The organism is Enterococcus sp. DIV0806c (assembly GCF_051710905.1).
Lineage (GTDB): Bacteria > Bacillota > Bacilli > Lactobacillales > Enterococcaceae > Enterococcus_B > Enterococcus_B mundtii.
Genome location: NZ_JBIOLO010000002.1, coordinates 1 through 15,974, shown reverse-complemented (window position 1 = coordinate 15,974; position 15,974 = coordinate 1). Strand labels below are relative to the sequence as shown.

The window sequence follows — 15,974 nt, the reverse complement described above, 5'->3', positions numbered from 1 at the left end:
GGGAAATAATATGTTATATACAATGAAAGATTTGCTTGCAGTAGCTAAGAAAAATAAATTTGCTATTCCAGCATTTAATATTTGCAGTTTTGATATGTTAAAAGCAATTATGGAAGAAGCTGAAGAGCAAAATGCGCCTGTGATTTTAGAAATTCACCCAAATGAAATTAGTTATCTAGGTGATAATTTTATCGCAACTATTCAAGAATATGCAATAAGAAGTAGTGTACCAGTAGTCATCCATCTTGACCATGGTGGGACACTTTATGATGTCATGCGTGCCATTCGTAACGGTTATACTTCTGTTATGATCGATGCCTCATTAGAAGATTATGAAGATAATAAAAAAATCACCCAGAAGGTTGTTGAGTTAGCACACGAAGTTGGAGTAAGTGTTGAAGCGGAAATTGGAACAATAGGAAATAACGGTTCCGCTGAAGGCGGTACTTCTCAAATCATTTATACAGATGTTGATCAAGCAGCAGATTTTGTGAATACTACCGGAATAGACACACTAGCGATTGCGATCGGTACAGCACACGGGTTATATCCGAAGGATGTTACGCCAAAATTAAATATTGAGTTATTAAAAGAATTGAACAAACGGATTGATATTCCATTTGTGTTACATGGTGGATCTGGAAATCCTGATGATGAAGTCCATGAATCTATAAATCACGGAGTTTGTAAAGTGAATTTAAGTTCAGACTTGAAATCAGTTTTCTTTAATTCATTAAGAAAAGTGCTAAAAGAATATCCGGATATGTATGAGCCAAATGAAGTCTATATCCAGCCCATCGAAGATGTAAAATCTGTTGTTCGTCATAAACTGACTTTATTGAAAACGGTTGACAAAGCGAGCTTCTACCAGTGATAATGAAAAAAATGAATTGTGACAGTAATTCGTTACACTAACTATCATTGAGAGATTGTTTTTAATAACGGTGATCGTTGGTCATATTGAAGAATAGTTGTATATTAATAGATTATTGTTTTTCTTTATTTATTGTCGCTTTTTTTCAAAAGGAGTTTTGTCATGGCAACAGCAAAAGATGATCGAAAAAAGAAAATCATGGTTTATCTGAACAAAAACAAATTTGCTTCTTTAGGGGAATTGGTTGAATTTGTACATTATAGTAGTGCTACTGTCAAAAGAGATTTAATTGAACTAGAGAACGAGGAACAAATCAGACGTACCAGAGGGGGAGCAATATTAATTGATGCTGAAAAAGTTGACGCTGCCTATCTTACAAAAGTGGAAAATTATGTAAACGATGAAGAAAAGCGATCGATTGCTGAAAAAACCATAACATATATAGAAGATTATATGACTATTTTCATTGATAGTTCTAGTACAGCACTCCACCTAATTCCTTATCTAAACAGATTTCATGGTCTACGGGTAGTAACAAATAGCGTTTTAACAGCAACACTTCTCTCCGAAAATACAAATGTTGAAGTGACCGTTATTGGAGGAATGGTAACTAAAAAAAAATTTACAGTAAATTCAGTTACAGCAATAAACCAGTTAAACATCTATCAATTTGATCTTGCATTATTGTCTTGTAGGGGATTTGATGAAGATAAAGGAGCAAGCGAAATTTCTGAAGGAGAAGCAATTTTAAAACAATGCTTAAAGGAGTGTACAGACAAAATAATATTAATGGTATTACAATCAAAAAAAAATAAAGTTTATTTTTATAAGAGTTTGTTACCAGATGATATATATATAGTTATTGAGAATTTATGAGTTGATTGGAATAGACTACGTTCATCGCGACATTATAAAATGGATGTAGTTTATTTTTCATTGTGTATCCATATACGTGTTTCATGAACATATTATCTCAGATGAAACTTCAAATATAAGTATTGGAAAAAATATTGGTAGTAAAATCAAGAACACTTGATGGATACAACAAAGGAAGTAATCAGGTAAATGTATCTGATTCGATTAGTGGTTCTTATTGGATGAATCTAACAATATTTGAGAATATTTACAACGCACGAAAATATGCAGTTGTAGTTAGATAGTAACCTATTCTAAAAGTATAAGAATAATTTATATAAATAATTATCGTAACGATTATGTGTTTAAAAACGTCTTTTATGATTGATTTGTCCTATAACTTGTAAGATGGCTTATAATTAATAAAAATAAAATTACTGGGAGATGTTAGCTTGTTCAGAAAAAAAGGACCAGATATGCTAGTTAAAAATTATAGTCATGAGGAGATACAAGTACACACAACTCTGTCAGAAAAGGTTGTATCAATAGATCTTTTTGGACCACTATCAGACAAAGTACATTATGTTGAACTAAAAAAAAGTAAAGATGGCGCTCAATATTTAGTTTTAATTGGAGCTGTAAAGATTACGTCGAAGCTAATGGAAGAATCAACATAGAGCGCCAAAGTAATAATGCCAATTCTATGTCCCTATGAGCATTCTAAGGTCAGGGTGTCACCCATTAAAAATCATCATTGGTTGAACGAAGAGTTATACCTGCTAAGGATAGAAATCATTTTAGGGAGGAAGAAAGTGAATGCAAGAAAAACAAGTAGGCTATACTTTCTGTGGGCGTTAATTATATGGATTAAAACCAAGAACGGCTGTATCGCGGTGAGCTATTCAACTCAATATACAAACAAAACAATATCATTGTAAAATTTTGGTAATTTTTATCAATTTATTGACCAAGAATTTCGACTGCCAAACGAAAAAAATAAATAGGTTTATCATAGTCAGATAGTTGTCTAACTATTTTCAGCTCTATAATTTATGGGAATGATGAATGTAGTGATCCCAAAATTTAAACTTTTTTGGTGTGGAGAAATCCACTCCATTTTTCTTTGCTTTTCTTAATGATTTTAGACAGCTTTCAATGCTATTTCTCTAAATTGCACTGGACTCTGACAGCTTAGTTTCTCTTTCATACGCTCATGGTTGTAGTAATGAATATAGCCATCAATGGCTTGCTTCAATTCTTCAAAGCTATGATAGTCTCTTCCATAATAAATTTTCTGCTTTAATAGACTAAAGAAGTTCTCCATAATCGAATTATCTAAGCAGGTTCCTTTACGGGACATAAGTTGAAAGATCTTATGTTCTTTCAACTTATGACTATAACTTTTCATTTGGTAGGCCTATCCTTGATAGGTTCGACGATAGACACAATCTTCCGTTACATAGATAGCTTCCTCTAAAGCTTCCATGATAGCCAACGCATTTAGTTTCTCAGAAATGCGTTAAGAAACATTTTCATTGTTGTACATATCCAAAAATGGATCAAGATACAGTTTTTTTTCACGAATAGCACCGTATTTGTCCGTTTCAAAATATTATAATTCTGTCGTATCTGTTGTAATCTTTTGATGACAAATGCTTGTATAAAAGCGTCGATGAATTCGATTTTTCCACGATAAGAATTATAGCGGCGAGATTTTCTCGTAAATGATAGAACTTCAATACCAGCTTTCGAATCAAACGTTGTACTTTTTTCTTATTAATATGGAATCCTCGGTTCCCCAATTCCTTTGTCATACGTAAACAGCCATAATCTTTATATTTTAAGCATTTCCTCTTCGATTTCTTGATCTGGATTTCCTCGATCAAATCGTTTTTGCCAATACATAAAGGTTAATTTAGGAAATTTCAAGGTTTCAAGAAGCTCAACTAACTTGAATAATCCACGGAGGCTATCGATGATTCGTTCGATTGATTCGTTCGATTTTATTGAGCTTCCTGAATTCTTTTAAAAAGGCATTTTCAATCTGAAGGGAACGCACTTGTTTTTCCAATTCCTTGATCCGACTATGTTCTTTAGACGTCAGTTTGCTTATCTCTTGCTTTTCTTCTTTCTTAGACAAATTGGAGGAACATCCTTTCATTTTTAAGAGCCCACCCAATCCCTCTGAACGAAAAATTTTCATCCAATTGAAAACTAACGCAGGTTGGTTTATCCCTAAATGATTCGCCACTTTACGATAGGATAGCTCACTCGTTTGATATAACTCTATCGCATCTATCTTGAATTGAACAGAATAACTTTGCTTTTTCGCTTGTGCAAAAGCCCTTCTTCTCCAAATTTCCGATAAACATTGATCCATCCGTGTACCTGATTTTTTGATTTTACCTCATGTTTTCTTGCCAAATATCCTAATCCGGCTTTTCCTTTAAGATATTCTTGAACGATTGCCAAACTTGAATCCAAAGCTATATTTTGCCATAAAAATACCGACTCTCAGAAATTAGATTTTGTTCTAACTTTTTGGGGTCGGTACATTCATCAGTCCCATAAATTATAGAGCTTTTATTTATAGTGTATAGAGTAGGAGTGGGCAAGTGTTATAAGTCAGCTTCAATTTAGAATCATAGCTCAGTAGTTCATTGACGATGATTTTTCAGTCATCGGTCGCTTAAAGAAAAAATCATAGCGGTAGTGTGAGCTTATCTAATAGATAAGAATCGTTTAGAAATAACTTAATAACTCTCAGTAACGTTTGAATCGTCATACTTCAGGCGATCTTTCTTGCGATAAGTATTCATGATTTGAATCCGTAAATGATTCAATGCCCGCTAGATATGTTAGATAATATGAAAACGATCCGTAACAATTTGAACATGGGGAATAATACTTTTCGCTAATTCAAAATAAGGGGCGTTCGTATCCATGATGATATATTGGATATTGACGGGGGTAGCAAGAGAAATAGGTACGTAGATAAGCGACTTTACGGCTTTCAAGAAGACCAAGAATTTGATTTTTGACCATCCATGAAGATAAAACTCACTTCACCAACACAGGATTTCAATGCCTTAAATTCATCAAAGCAAAGAACGGAAGGTAAGTAGTCGAAACGTACTTTAACGTTCTTCACAGTTGCTTTCATGCTTCATAAAATCGTTACATTCAATACGAGGTATCGAATGGTAATGTCTTTTCTGCTTGAGTTGGTTGCTAAATCTGCCATAATTTTTCAATTCAAGCCGACAGAAAGCGAACTGTTCCTATCGACTAAAGAAGGTTCAGTCGAGAAAGTTGCGCCCAACTCTTTGGAAAAATAATATTTTTGTCTGTTAAACCGAGTAATTTTTAGTATGATAGTTCATGGAGATATCCTGTCTTGGGGAGTTTATTTTGGTCGCCTTAATTCTATCAATTTGTCTCTCCTTTTTTACCAATAAAGTAGGCTGAGTCGAAAACAAAATTGTTTTCCACCAACACTAGATATTATAGAATCTTGTTCATTTATAAACCTTCATTTTATTTATTTTTCAAGTAAGTAGTTTCTTTAAGCCACGAATGGACACGGGAATATTTTCACCGTTCACTAAAGTTACTTCCCGTGTCTTTTTATTGATTGTTCTTATTTTCTGTGTATTTATCACATATGATTTGTGGCAACGAACAAAGTGGTGGTTTCTCTTTTCAATTTCTTTTATTTTATCGTAGAACTGCAGCTGTGCGTTAGAAAGATGGACCACTAGTTTATGTGGGGCTTCCGGACAAGTAGAAAAGTATTGGATATCTTTAACAGATAAAAATTTTATTTCATCATTGAATTCGATTTTAAATAGCTCTTTTTCTAAAGGAGCTATTTGAAGATCTTCAAATAGCTTACTCAAGATACGTTCGATAGAATCTTTTAAATGTAAAACATCTTCTTTAATAATATAATCAGTGGGTTCAATATTATTTTTCAAGATAGCCAACGAAAGATCTGTATGGGAAGTAACATAAATTATTTTACCTGAAGGATCAAGATCACGAATTTTTTTGCCGAGTTCAATCCCATTCAACTTACTGTCTTTCAATTCTATATCTAAAAAATAAATACCAAAAGAGGACGTACGAGCTTGAACAATTTTGAGCAAGTCTAGGGAATTAGGCGTAGCAAAATGAATGTAGCAGTCTAAATTTTCTATCATGATACGATTCTTGATTACAGAACTTATGACTTCTAGTTGTTTCGGATCATCTTCACATATATATATTGGAATCATTAAAAAGCTCCTTTTAATGTGTTTGTATATAAAGAGTTTGAGAAAAACGCTGATTTTCAATTGAAGTTTCAATCAACAGATAAGGGTTCGTTTTTGCTAAATCATCCAGGATATGTAGTCCCAATCCTTCATTTTTAGGATTGCTCTTCGTAGAAAAACCCTTTTGTTTTAATTGGCTAAGTGGTAGTGTATTGATAGTTGTATTAACTACTCGAATAATTAGCGAATTTTTCTTTTTAAAAATTAACAATTCTATTTTTTTATTTTCCGTTACATAAGCCCCTTCTATTGCGTTATCTAGAATGATACCAAGTATACGGACCAAATTGACAGTATGCTTGGTATCAAGTTTGACCTCTTCAGGTATGCTAGTCTGTAAAGAGATACCCTTTTCTATTGCCATCATCATTTTCAATGATAATAAACTTCTAATTTCCGGAACATTTATGTTATCTAATAAACTGAGATTTGCAGGTGAAAGATTCATGATCTCACGTGTGGGCATTATATTTTGGTCATAATATTTCTTCAGCCCTTCCAAATCGCCTTCAGAAATATAACTATTCATCGAAAATAATAGATTCTGATAGTCGTGTTTGAATTCCCTAAGTTCTTGATAATTTTTCTCAATATCTCTTATATAATCTTGCTGTAACTGGATATGTTGTTCCAATAGTTGTTCTTCCATTTTTGTATTTGAAATTTTCCAATAATAAATCAAAATAATTAAACCTATACATAAATATAGAATAAAAAAAGTAGTATTTAATGCAAGAACTTCCGGATTTCCTCCCGAAAAGCGAGTAAATAAGATAATAATATAATAAGTCGAAAGAATAAATACACCGATTGTACCGATCATTTGGTAATCAACTGCATAAGACCAATTATCAAGGGCTTTTCTAAAACTATAAGCAAGGATAAAAGACAAAAGAGCAGAAATTGCAATATGAGAGTACTGCGAGGCATCTCCGGGTTCGATCACTGAAGATCCAAGTACTATAAGGTCTCCTATCCTTGCAAGATGATCTCCCAGTAAGGAAGATAACAATCCCAAAGTTAAAGCATACAATAATAGTCGATTTGATGAAGAAAAAAAGTAAAACGTCATAACTAACATACAAATTGCTATTAGTGAAGAAAAAATACCAAATATTGGGTACAAAAAGCTTAAAAAAACAGCATTTATGCAAGTAACGCTTAAAAAAAGAGATTTATGTATTATTTGATGATTGATGAGTAATATACAAATTGTATATATGAAATATTGTAAGGCTATAGGCCATAAAAACATAAAATACATCTCCTAATGAGTTTTCTAAAATTATAGCATAAAGCAATAATTTTTTTTATTATTTGTCACCTAAAAAATTTGATAAACATATCACATATTTTTATTAAAGACTAAAAAATTTAAATGTTTATAATTTATAGCGATTACTTGTAAATATTGGTGATTTTCTATACATTATTTTTTAATGAAATCTGAGAAAATTAATTAATTGTTTTTGAGTGACACAGATTTTAGACAAAAAGAAGTGGCCAATTAAGCCACACCTTTTTGTTATTTTTGGATAAAATTTAAATAAAAAGCCATGTGGCTAATTTTTAAAATACATGGCAGCAAACGTATATATCGTGTGCTTGGCTACTTTTTCAAGACCTCGAAATTTCGTCCAACGCATACCATGCTATTCTTTTGGATCTGCAAATATTCGTTCAATGGTTTGTTTTCTCTTTTTGTAAATTTCTCTATTTAACGCCGTATGGCGGTGGTGTTCAAGTTCATCCATAAGGTCAGCCCAAACATGTCGAGTTACAATTTTTTGATAATTTGCACTCGAAGTACAATTTTCACGTAACGAGCAACTCATACAGGATTTTGGATTTGATTTATAGGTTCGATAACCATCACGAGTGATAGTTGAAAATAACAATGGTTGATTATTGGGGCATAAATTGCAGTCAAAATAGGTATCATAGACGAAGTCTTTTTTACGAAACATCCCTTTCACTCCATGAGGTGCAGTATATGGAAGAATCGGGTAGAGTTTCAAGCGTGAAAGAAAATGAACAAATTTGGGCATCTTATATCCTGCATCAGCGACAACACGTTTTATATTTGGAAAAGCTCTTTTCGACTTTTTAACGAGATCCATTGCGACTTGACCGTAGGTCATTTCTTTCGTGAACTTATGTTTATTGTCATTCGCTTTTATATGAGCAGAATCATTATAGAGGTGGTCATCCTAATGAAACCAGCTTTTACAGCTTGTTCTAGTATATGAGAGAAAATATCTTCAAATAAAGTCGTTTCTCTAAATCTTCGAACATAGTTTTTACCAAAAGTAGAGAAATGTGGGATAGAATCCTCGAATGAATAACCTAAAAACCAACGATAAGCAACATTTGTTTCTGTGTCTTTAATTGTCTGTCTCATCGAAGGGATCCCAAATAAATATTGGATAAATACTAATTTAATTAAGACCACTGGATCAATACTGGGACGACTATAGGTCGAATACGGGGATTCTACAATGGGATAAATGAAATCAAACTGAACTGCAGCATCAATCTTTCGAACTATGTGATCTTTAGGAACAAGGGCATCAATTGTTTTATCATCATTAGAATCACTCCCAAGTTTATGCTATTAGTATAAAACAAAAAAACGGCAAAGAAGACTCCACATTTAAGAATTTGTCTACATTCTGAACGATCACTCGGATTTTTTTTTGTGAAATTTAAGCGCTATCTTTTTGTTCAAAAAAAATTACCAAAAAAATTACACAAAAAACAGATTAGCTTTAGAAAGAGAATAGGTCTGTTATGTATGATAGTAAACATAACAAGGGAAACATAACTAAAACAAATAGAAGAGGATGGTTTTTCATGATGAAAAAAGGAACAAAGTATAAAGGTTATCTGGTATTAGTATGTTCTGTCGGTCTTTTAGCAGCATGCAGCTCAGAGACCAAAGATGGGGATGAAGCAGAGATGCCAAAGGTGAAAAGTGAAAGAAAAGTGACTATTGATGGAAAAGAAGGAACGGAACTAGTTATGGATGATGGAACGGTTGTTCAAATGTTTGATGAAGAAGTATCGGAAAAAGAAGAGGAATGAGCTTTGGATAGAATTATATAAGCGCTTTTTTAATGACTGATCTTAATGAAGGAGTAGGTACATGAAGCCTAAAAAAAGAAAAAAATTCAACCGAAAATGGTATTTTCCAGTAGCAGTCATCACCGTTTTACTAGTGGTTGGTGCAATCAGTATAGTTGCTTCTAGTGGGAAAACAAAAGAAGAAAATTCAGAAACAAATATTGAAGCCCGGTCTGTCAAATCCCTTATTGATGAGGTGAAAGCGGCGAATTTGATTTTAGCAGGAAAAGTCATGCCAAACAATAGCAACAAAATCAAAATTGATCCAGAACGAGGAACAGTGAAAGATATTCTGGTAAATGAAGGAGATGTCGTAGAAAAAGGGCAACCTTTGTTTACATACCAAACGGATCAACAGAGAAAAGTTGTGGAAGCTGAAATGGACGTAGAAATCAAAGTGAGAGCAGTAGAACAAGCACGAGTGACTGCAAATCAAAAATGGACAGCACATAACCAAAAAGTAGCAGAGCTTGGAAAAGCAAGACAAGATTATGCGAAGGAAAAATCCGAAGAGTTACAAAGTACGATCAAAGCATTAGAAGGAGAAATCACAGGTCTACATGCAGACGCTATTGCTGGCGACAATGAAGTGAAGAATGCCGAAACAGAATTGCGAAAAGCCCAATTACTTCACGAAAGTGAAAAAGAACGACTAAATGAAGACACAGTGACAGCTGATCACTCAGGAAGAATCCAATCGTTGAATCGTGACTTAGTCAATCAATCAAAAGAACGTCAAAAAGAAGATAATTTTATGGAGATCCTTGATGATTCGAACTTGTATGTGGATGGTCAAGTCACTGAATTTGATCGTGAAAAAGTCGCTGTCGATCAGCGAGTAGAAATCATGGATCGTAAAGACCCAGAGAAAACTTGGCAAGGAAATATTGTACAGGTGGCAAACTTAACTGGAGATGAAAAACAAGAGGATCAAAAAGAAGAGAATCCTAATTTATCTAAGTTTCCTTATAAAGTTAAGATCGATCCAAAAGAAGAAATGCCACTGATTGGTTCCAATGTGTATGTCAATGTTTTACCGAAAGATTTTGTGCCAGGAAAAGTGATCATCAACCAAAAATACCTCATGGAAAAAGATGGAAAATATTATGTATGGAAAGTAGAAAATAATCGGATCAAAGAGCATGAAGTAAAGGTAAATCCTATGGATGATGAACTTGCAGAAATAGTCGAAGGATTGACTGTTGAAGATCAGCTTGCTTTGCCTCAAACAGGAATGGTCGAGGGAATGGAGGTTGGTGCAAGTGTTGACGCTTAACAACATTCAGAAGTCATATTGGCAAGGCGGGAAAGAACTAAAAGTCCTTAAAGATATCTCTTTGCAAATCAATGAAGGAGAACTGGTCGCAATCATGGGGCCATCGGGGTCAGGAAAGTCGACGTTGATGAATATCATTGGTTGTCTGGATACAGCTACATCAGGGGATTATATCGTTGAAGGAACGGATATCAAAACGTTAGCGGACAATTCATTAGCTGATTTTCGTAATGCAAAAATCGGCTTTGTTTTCCAGAATTTCAATCTCATGCCAAAATTAACCGTTTCGCAAAATGTGGAAATGCCATTAACGTATAAAAAAGTCAATAAAAAAGAGCGGCGTAAGCGTGCCTTGGATATGTTGCAACTCGTAGGATTAGAGGATCGAAGTGACTTTAAACCAATGGAATTATCAGGAGGACAAAAGCAACGTGTCGCAATTGCGAGAGCTTTAGTGACTAACCCTAGTTTTGTTTTAGGTGATGAACCGACAGGGGCACTTGATACAAAAACCAGTAGTCAAATCATGGATCTCTTTAAGGAATTCCACCAAGCAGGAAAAACAATTATTCTAATTACCCATGAGCCAGAAATCGCAGCGTTATGTCAGCGAACGATCACTTTACGAGATGGTCAAATAATCAGCGACGAACAAAATGAAGTGAGGTGATCGAGAATGGAAGAAATCAGATTTGCCTTACAATCGATTTTTGCTCATAAGATGCGTTCGGTATTGACTATGCTAGGTGTCATCATTGGAATTGCTGCCATTATTTCGATTTTCAGCATCATCGGCGGAAACACCGAAAAAATGAAACGAGAAATGATTGGTGGTAACAATAATACGATGAATATCCAATATGACAGAAAAAGTGCTTTCCAACAGAACACTATGTCAGATGGAATCTTATCTGGAAAGGAAGAGAAAAAACCGTTATATTTTCCATTCTTAGACGAGGATGTCCTAAAGAAAGTCAATGAGATACCAGAGGTCTTAGCAAGTGGTTTGTCTTATCAAAAGGAAGGGAAAATCTACAGGAAAGCCAAAGGGACCGACGCCAAAGTTTCTGCTGTCACTTCTTCTGTAGCCGATTTGGAGCAGTTAAACTTCATCAAAGGGGAAGGATTTACTGCCCAAGCATTCAAAGAGCAACAACAAGCAATTTTTCTGGAAGATTCCTTGTATGACGAATTATTTCCAAATGAAGAAGGGATCGGACAGTTTGTCGAAGTGAATGGGGTGCCATTTAAAGTTCAAGGTGTATTTCAGTTAGATCCCAATAGTAGTAATCTATTTAGCTTTGAGAAAAGAGCTTATGTTCCTTTACAGCAAGCGCATAAACTATCTGATGAGTTGGATATTGTTCCCCTTGTCACGATCCAAACAAATAATACCGATCAATTACAAGGCGCTGCAGAAAAAGCTGCAGAGATCCTCAATCAACAGATCCCACCATCTGATTATGAGTATGGGGTGATGAATTTGAAAGAATTTGCCAGAGAATTGGAACGAATGAACCAGTCAAGTTTTATTCTTTTGTCTGGTATAGCAAGTATCTCGTTATTAGTGGGTGGAATCGGTGTGATGAATATCATGTTGGTCTCTGTCACGGAAAGAACGAAAGAAATCGGAATAAAGAAAGCACTAGGCGCAAGAAGAAAAGTAATTTTAAAACAATTTTTAGTAGAAGCGGTCGTCCTGACTTTGATTGGTGGGGTACTAGGTGTGCTTGTTGGTTTGTTAAGTGGCTATGCCATTACGCTATCACTGGATTATCCTTATATCGTATCCGTGATTTCCATTGTCGGTAGCTTAGTATTTTGTTCCCTGATGGGTGTGATATTTGGTCTATTACCGGCGATGAAAGCATCGAAATTAAACCCTATCGAGGCATTACGCTTTGAATAAGGAGAGAGTGATATGGAAAGAATTTTAGTTGTTGAAGATGAATATATGATCAATCAGATCGTGACGGAATTTTTAAAAGAACGCAAGTATGAAGTTTATTCGGTAAGAAGTGGCGAACAAGCATTGGAAGCTTTTGCTGAAGAAACATTTGACTTGATCCTATTGGACATTATGTTGCCTGGGATAAGGGGGACGGATGTTTTAAAGAAAATTCGGGAAACGTCGGATGTGCCGATCATCATGCTGACTGCCTTGGATGATGAATATACGCAGTTGCTCAGTTTTTCCCATTTGATCAGTGACTATGTCGTCAAACCTTTTTCCCCACTTATTTTGATCAAACGGATCGAAAATGTGTTTCGGATGAATCAAGGAAATCCCCACATCACTATCGGGGAGTACGCCATTGATCTCGATGGTGGTCTTGTCAAATACCAAGAGGAAGAAATCCATTTAACAAGAAAAGAGTATGATATTTTAGTGATTCTAATAAGAAACAAAGGGAAAATCATCACGCGAGAACAATTAGTGTATCAAGTTTGGTCGTATGAATATCATTTGGAAAATCGAATATTAGATAATCATATAAAAAATATCCGAAAGAAAATGCCACTTTTATCAATAAAAACGATCAAAAATAGAGGCTATCAGCTTGAGGACACCCCATGAGTATCATGCTGAAAAATTTTCTGTTTTCTGGGATCATCATTTTTCTAGTTTCGATTCTTTCGTTGATTGTCTTATATTTTACGATGCCAGTCTACTATGAACGAATGAAGCTGAACGAAATAAACAAGGAATTCAATCAAGTGGCAAAGAGTATAGAGCACAAAGATTTAGCTACAATGCAAAACGCTGTTGATCAATACTGGCTTGAAAGAGAACAAAATCTTGATATCATGCTGTTGGATAATAATGGCCTAGTTCTTGGTCCTTTCTTTGACGGGAATCTTGACTATTCAGGCATCAGTCTTTTATCTGATGAAAAGAGAATTTTTCAAGAGATTACTGACAAACAAGGTAACACTTATTATTTATTTGGCATATACTCGATGCAACCAGTCGCAGAAGCAAGTCAAGTGTTACTTCATTTATATCCATTTATCATCATCGTCTCACTAATCATTGGGGGGATCGGCGCTTACTACTATAGTATTTATTCGACAAAAAAAATCAAAGAGATATCCAAAGTAACAGAAAAAATGATCGAATTAGATGCGGATATTCGTTGTGATGTCAAAGGTACGGATGAAATCTCACTTTTAGCGCAAGATATCAACCATCTATATGTTTCTTTGATCCAAACAATTGAAGTGTTAGAGCTTGAAGTAGCTAAAACGAAAGAATTGGAACAAGCAAAGTCAGAGTTTATGCAAATCGCTTCTCATGAATTGAAAACACCTGTTGCTTCATTGATGGGGCTGATTGATGGCATGATCTATAATGTCGGAAAATTTAAAGACAGAGAGCGATATTTAGAAGTTTGTAAAAATATTTTGCAAGAACAAACAGAAATGATCAATAATATCCTCTTTGCCTCAAGAAACAATTTGCCTTCAGATGATGTGGTCTATGAAGAAGTCTCAATCAAAGAAATGATCGAACATAAATTGACTTCTTTCCGGATACTTGCTGAAGCAGAACAGAAAAAACTAGTCGTTAATCTAAAAGGGGAGAAAATCATCGGTAATAAAAATGATATTGATAAAATTTTAGATAACCTACTAAGTAATGCCTTCAAATATACGAAGCATGAGGGAGAAATCAGTCTGTTTTTTGATGGTAAACAATTAGTGATTGAAAATGAAGTGAATCAGATACTTACGGAGGAGGAATTAAGTAAGATTTTCCAACCTTTTTATCGACCGGATTTTAGCAGAAGTCGAGATACTGGAGGTTCTGGTTTAGGATTGTTTATCGTACAACAACTTTTTGAAAAATATGGCTGGGAGTATTCATTCAAGTCAACTGCTAATTCCAGAATGTGCTTTTCTGTCATTTTTAGTGGAAGAAGCCTAAATTGATCGATGGTATCGCTAAAGGATAAACGGTCTGTCGCCACAAGATTTATTGGATATTTTTGTGATGGTAGCGAAGCTAATAGCCAAATTGCACAACTGCTATTTGCCAGGGACTTTTATTTTTTATTTTTACACACTCAACTGGAATGTACAAAACCACACTATACCATACCACTAAATAGTAAGAACAAAATGATCAAAAAACTCACAACGTACTAGAAACTCTTGTAGAAAATTTAGTCCCTGGTAAGTAGCAGTTGTGCAATCAGGTTGTGATAGATTGAAAGAATTTCATCGAGAATCAATCGAAGTAGAAATACGCTTCGATTGATTATTTTTTATTTTGGATTGATCTTGGAAAACTACGCCCTGAAACAAGTAAATGCGGACTCGAAAATTTCTGTAGCTAGTATCCCCTTTTTTAATAACCTTAATTTTATTGTTCGTCGTATCCAGTGCATTATTATTATAAGTCATCTGAAAACATTCTTGATTTTTTTATACTTACTTAAGAAAGTGAAGTTTTATTACACCCTTTACATAGAAAATGAGTTTTTTAAATATTCAGATATATTGACTTGTGGATTTGAGTCAATATCTTGGACATATAATTAGTAGAGACTACTGAGACAATTTCTCTATTTCGAAATTTTCAAACTTCTGTGGAGTTAAATAGTAAATTGAGCTATGGATTCGATTCCTGCATTATCATTAGGCGTTTCCTTTCGACTATAGGAATGCCTTATGTTGTTGGTTTCAAGCCGTTTTTTATCCTCTTGTAGATAAGCTTAATTTAATTTTATCTCTACGAAAAGCTGTCGAAGATTTAATACTAACACCAATGAAGAAAAAGTATCCTAATAAAATACCTGAAAGAGAATTTAGATTATTTGGGGAATTTGAAAAGGTTACTTTATGTAGTGGAATTCCTGTTAACTACTCTTTTTTTTTAATGTCCGTTTTTCTAAATTTGCATGTCGAAGTGAAAATTTTGATTATTTATTTCGGTGAGAATCTTGTAATCTAGAAGATGCAAGGAAGGCCACAAGTTGAGCCTTATTTGTTTAATCGTTTTTATCAAAAACCTTCGTTTTTAAGAATGATTATTTGTTATTTATCACTTGGGATAGAAAGTCTAATCTAATCACTTTTTCAAGACATCTGATGCGATCAGATGTCTTTTTTGTAGTTTCCTTAAAAACGAAGAGTTTTGAGAGAAACATTAAAGGAGGAGGGAAGATGCGAAAAACGGTTGGTCAGATGATTGCACTTTGTGTCCTAATAATAGCGATGCAGTTTCCGCTATTGGTTTACGGTACAGAGATCCAATCCGTCGAGTCAGAAGGATCGATTGGATTTACTGGGGCCTATGAACCAATCGGTTCACCAGATCCACCCCCTAGCACCAGCCCACAAAAGCCAGGTGGCACTTTGCCGCAAACCAATACGATCAGTAGCCCACTCGGGCTATGGGTTGGCAGTTTCTTAGTGGCAAGTGTTTTATTAGTTTTAGGGTACAAAAGAAGAAAAGCAACACAAAAAACAATTAAATGAAAGTAGGAATTTAAGTATGAAATTTATCCGTTTAGCAACTGTAGCC

The 15,974-nt window shown here is 34.4% G+C and carries 13 protein-coding genes and 3 pseudogenes; 11 read left to right on the top strand and 5 right to left on the bottom strand.

Going from position 1 to position 15,974, the window contains the following annotated elements:
* Positions 1 to 10: 10 nt before the first annotated feature.
* From IGK77_RS14895 to IGK77_RS14880, 4 genes and pseudogenes are all read left to right on the top strand, one after another.
* Positions 11 to 874, top strand: a complete 864-nt coding sequence (locus tag IGK77_RS14895) for a ketose-bisphosphate aldolase (protein ID WP_438713241.1) — start codon at positions 11 to 13, stop codon at positions 872 to 874.
* Between the two features lie 162 nt (positions 875 to 1,036).
* Positions 1,037 to 1,750: a DeoR/GlpR family DNA-binding transcription regulator gene (locus tag IGK77_RS14890; protein WP_438713240.1), complete on the top strand. Its 714-nt coding sequence runs from the start codon at positions 1,037 to 1,039 to the stop codon at positions 1,748 to 1,750.
* A 152-nt stretch (positions 1,751 to 1,902) separates the two neighbouring features.
* Positions 1,903 to 2,034, top strand: a pseudogene (locus tag IGK77_RS14885) (C39 family peptidase); the annotation flags it as partial.
* A 147-nt stretch (positions 2,035 to 2,181) separates the two neighbouring features.
* Positions 2,182 to 2,406 carry a hypothetical protein gene (locus tag IGK77_RS14880; RefSeq protein ID WP_438713239.1) on the top strand — a complete coding sequence of 75 codons (225 nt, stop codon included), beginning with the start codon at positions 2,182 to 2,184 and terminating at the stop codon, positions 2,404 to 2,406.
* 464 nt (positions 2,407 to 2,870) lie between these two features.
* On the opposite strand, the pseudogene IGK77_RS14875 reads toward IGK77_RS14880, so the two are convergent.
* The 5 genes and pseudogenes from IGK77_RS14875 to IGK77_RS14855 all read right to left on the bottom strand — a co-directional run bounded on the left by IGK77_RS14875 (position 2,871) and on the right by IGK77_RS14855 (position 8,620).
* A pseudogene (locus IGK77_RS14875) lies at positions 2,871 to 4,229 on the bottom strand (IS3 family transposase).
* A 358-nt stretch (positions 4,230 to 4,587) separates the two neighbouring features.
* Positions 4,588 to 4,746, bottom strand: a complete 159-nt coding sequence (locus tag IGK77_RS14870) for a transposase (RefSeq protein ID WP_438713393.1) — start codon at positions 4,744 to 4,746, stop codon at positions 4,588 to 4,590.
* Positions 4,747 to 5,277: 531 nt separating this feature from the next.
* The gene (locus IGK77_RS14865) at positions 5,278 to 6,006 is read right to left on the bottom strand and encodes a LytR/AlgR family response regulator transcription factor (protein ID WP_438713238.1); all 729 of its coding nucleotides are present in this window, start codon (positions 6,004 to 6,006) and stop codon (positions 5,278 to 5,280) included.
* Positions 6,007 to 6,019: 13 nt separating this feature from the next.
* The gene (locus tag IGK77_RS14860; protein WP_438713237.1) at positions 6,020 to 7,300 is read right to left on the bottom strand and encodes a sensor histidine kinase; all 1,281 of its coding nucleotides are present in this window, start codon (positions 7,298 to 7,300) and stop codon (positions 6,020 to 6,022) included.
* A gap of 181 nt (positions 7,301 to 7,481) precedes the next feature.
* Positions 7,482 to 8,620, bottom strand: a pseudogene (locus IGK77_RS14855) (transposase).
* Between the two features lie 278 nt (positions 8,621 to 8,898).
* On the opposite strand from IGK77_RS14855, the gene IGK77_RS14850 reads away from it, so the two are divergent.
* The 7 genes from IGK77_RS14850 (at position 8,899) to IGK77_RS14820 (ending at position 15,928) form a co-directional block, all read left to right on the top strand.
* A complete protein-coding gene (locus IGK77_RS14850) occupies positions 8,899 to 9,129 on the top strand; it encodes a hypothetical protein (protein ID WP_086334354.1) in 231 nt (76 codons plus the stop codon).
* A gap of 61 nt (positions 9,130 to 9,190) precedes the next feature.
* Positions 9,191 to 10,444: an efflux RND transporter periplasmic adaptor subunit gene (locus IGK77_RS14845; protein WP_438713236.1), complete on the top strand. Its 1,254-nt coding sequence runs from the start codon at positions 9,191 to 9,193 to the stop codon at positions 10,442 to 10,444.
* Positions 10,431 to 11,114: an ABC transporter ATP-binding protein gene (locus IGK77_RS14840; protein WP_438713235.1), complete on the top strand. Its 684-nt coding sequence runs from the start codon at positions 10,431 to 10,433 to the stop codon at positions 11,112 to 11,114. The genes IGK77_RS14845 and IGK77_RS14840 overlap by 14 nt, the downstream gene beginning before the upstream one ends.
* Positions 11,115 to 11,120: 6 nt before the next feature.
* Positions 11,121 to 12,353 carry an ABC transporter permease gene (locus tag IGK77_RS14835; protein WP_438712942.1) on the top strand — a complete coding sequence of 411 codons (1,233 nt, stop codon included), beginning with the start codon at positions 11,121 to 11,123 and terminating at the stop codon, positions 12,351 to 12,353.
* A gap of 12 nt (positions 12,354 to 12,365) precedes the next feature.
* Positions 12,366 to 13,022, top strand: coding sequence for a response regulator transcription factor (locus IGK77_RS14830; RefSeq protein ID WP_065095712.1), 657 nt, complete (start codon positions 12,366 to 12,368; stop codon positions 13,020 to 13,022).
* Entirely contained in the window at positions 13,019 to 14,377 is a 1,359-nt protein-coding gene (locus IGK77_RS14825; protein WP_077151558.1) for a HAMP domain-containing sensor histidine kinase, read from the top strand. The genes IGK77_RS14830 and IGK77_RS14825 overlap by 4 nt, the downstream gene beginning before the upstream one ends.
* Positions 14,378 to 15,613: 1,236 nt before the next feature.
* Positions 15,614 to 15,928, top strand: coding sequence for an LPXTG cell wall anchor domain-containing protein (locus IGK77_RS14820; RefSeq protein ID WP_438713234.1), 315 nt, complete (start codon positions 15,614 to 15,616; stop codon positions 15,926 to 15,928).
* Positions 15,929 to 15,974: the final 46 nt, after the last annotated feature.

Bases quoted from the DNA above. Each gene is read 5' to 3' on its own strand.
- IGK77_RS14895 (WP_438713241.1), top strand. From the start codon at position 11: ATGTTATATACAATGAAAGATTTGCTTGCAGTAGCTAAGAAAAATAAA.
- IGK77_RS14890 (WP_438713240.1), top strand. From the start codon at position 1,037: ATGGCAACAGCAAAAGATGATCGAAAAAAGAAAATCATGGTTTATCTG.
- IGK77_RS14865 (WP_438713238.1), bottom strand. From the start codon at position 6,006: ATGATTCCAATATATATATGTGAAGATGATCCGAAACAACTAGAAGTC.
- IGK77_RS14860 (WP_438713237.1), bottom strand. From the start codon at position 7,300: ATGTTTTTATGGCCTATAGCCTTACAATATTTCATATATACAATTTGT.
- IGK77_RS14850 (WP_086334354.1), top strand. From the start codon at position 8,899: ATGATGAAAAAAGGAACAAAGTATAAAGGTTATCTGGTATTAGTATGT.
- IGK77_RS14845 (WP_438713236.1), top strand. From the start codon at position 9,191: ATGAAGCCTAAAAAAAGAAAAAAATTCAACCGAAAATGGTATTTTCCA.
- IGK77_RS14835 (WP_438712942.1), top strand. From the start codon at position 11,121: ATGGAAGAAATCAGATTTGCCTTACAATCGATTTTTGCTCATAAGATG.
- IGK77_RS14830 (WP_065095712.1), top strand. From the start codon at position 12,366: ATGGAAAGAATTTTAGTTGTTGAAGATGAATATATGATCAATCAGATC.
- IGK77_RS14825 (WP_077151558.1), top strand. From the start codon at position 13,019: ATGAGTATCATGCTGAAAAATTTTCTGTTTTCTGGGATCATCATTTTT.
- IGK77_RS14820 (WP_438713234.1), top strand. From the start codon at position 15,614: ATGCGAAAAACGGTTGGTCAGATGATTGCACTTTGTGTCCTAATAATA.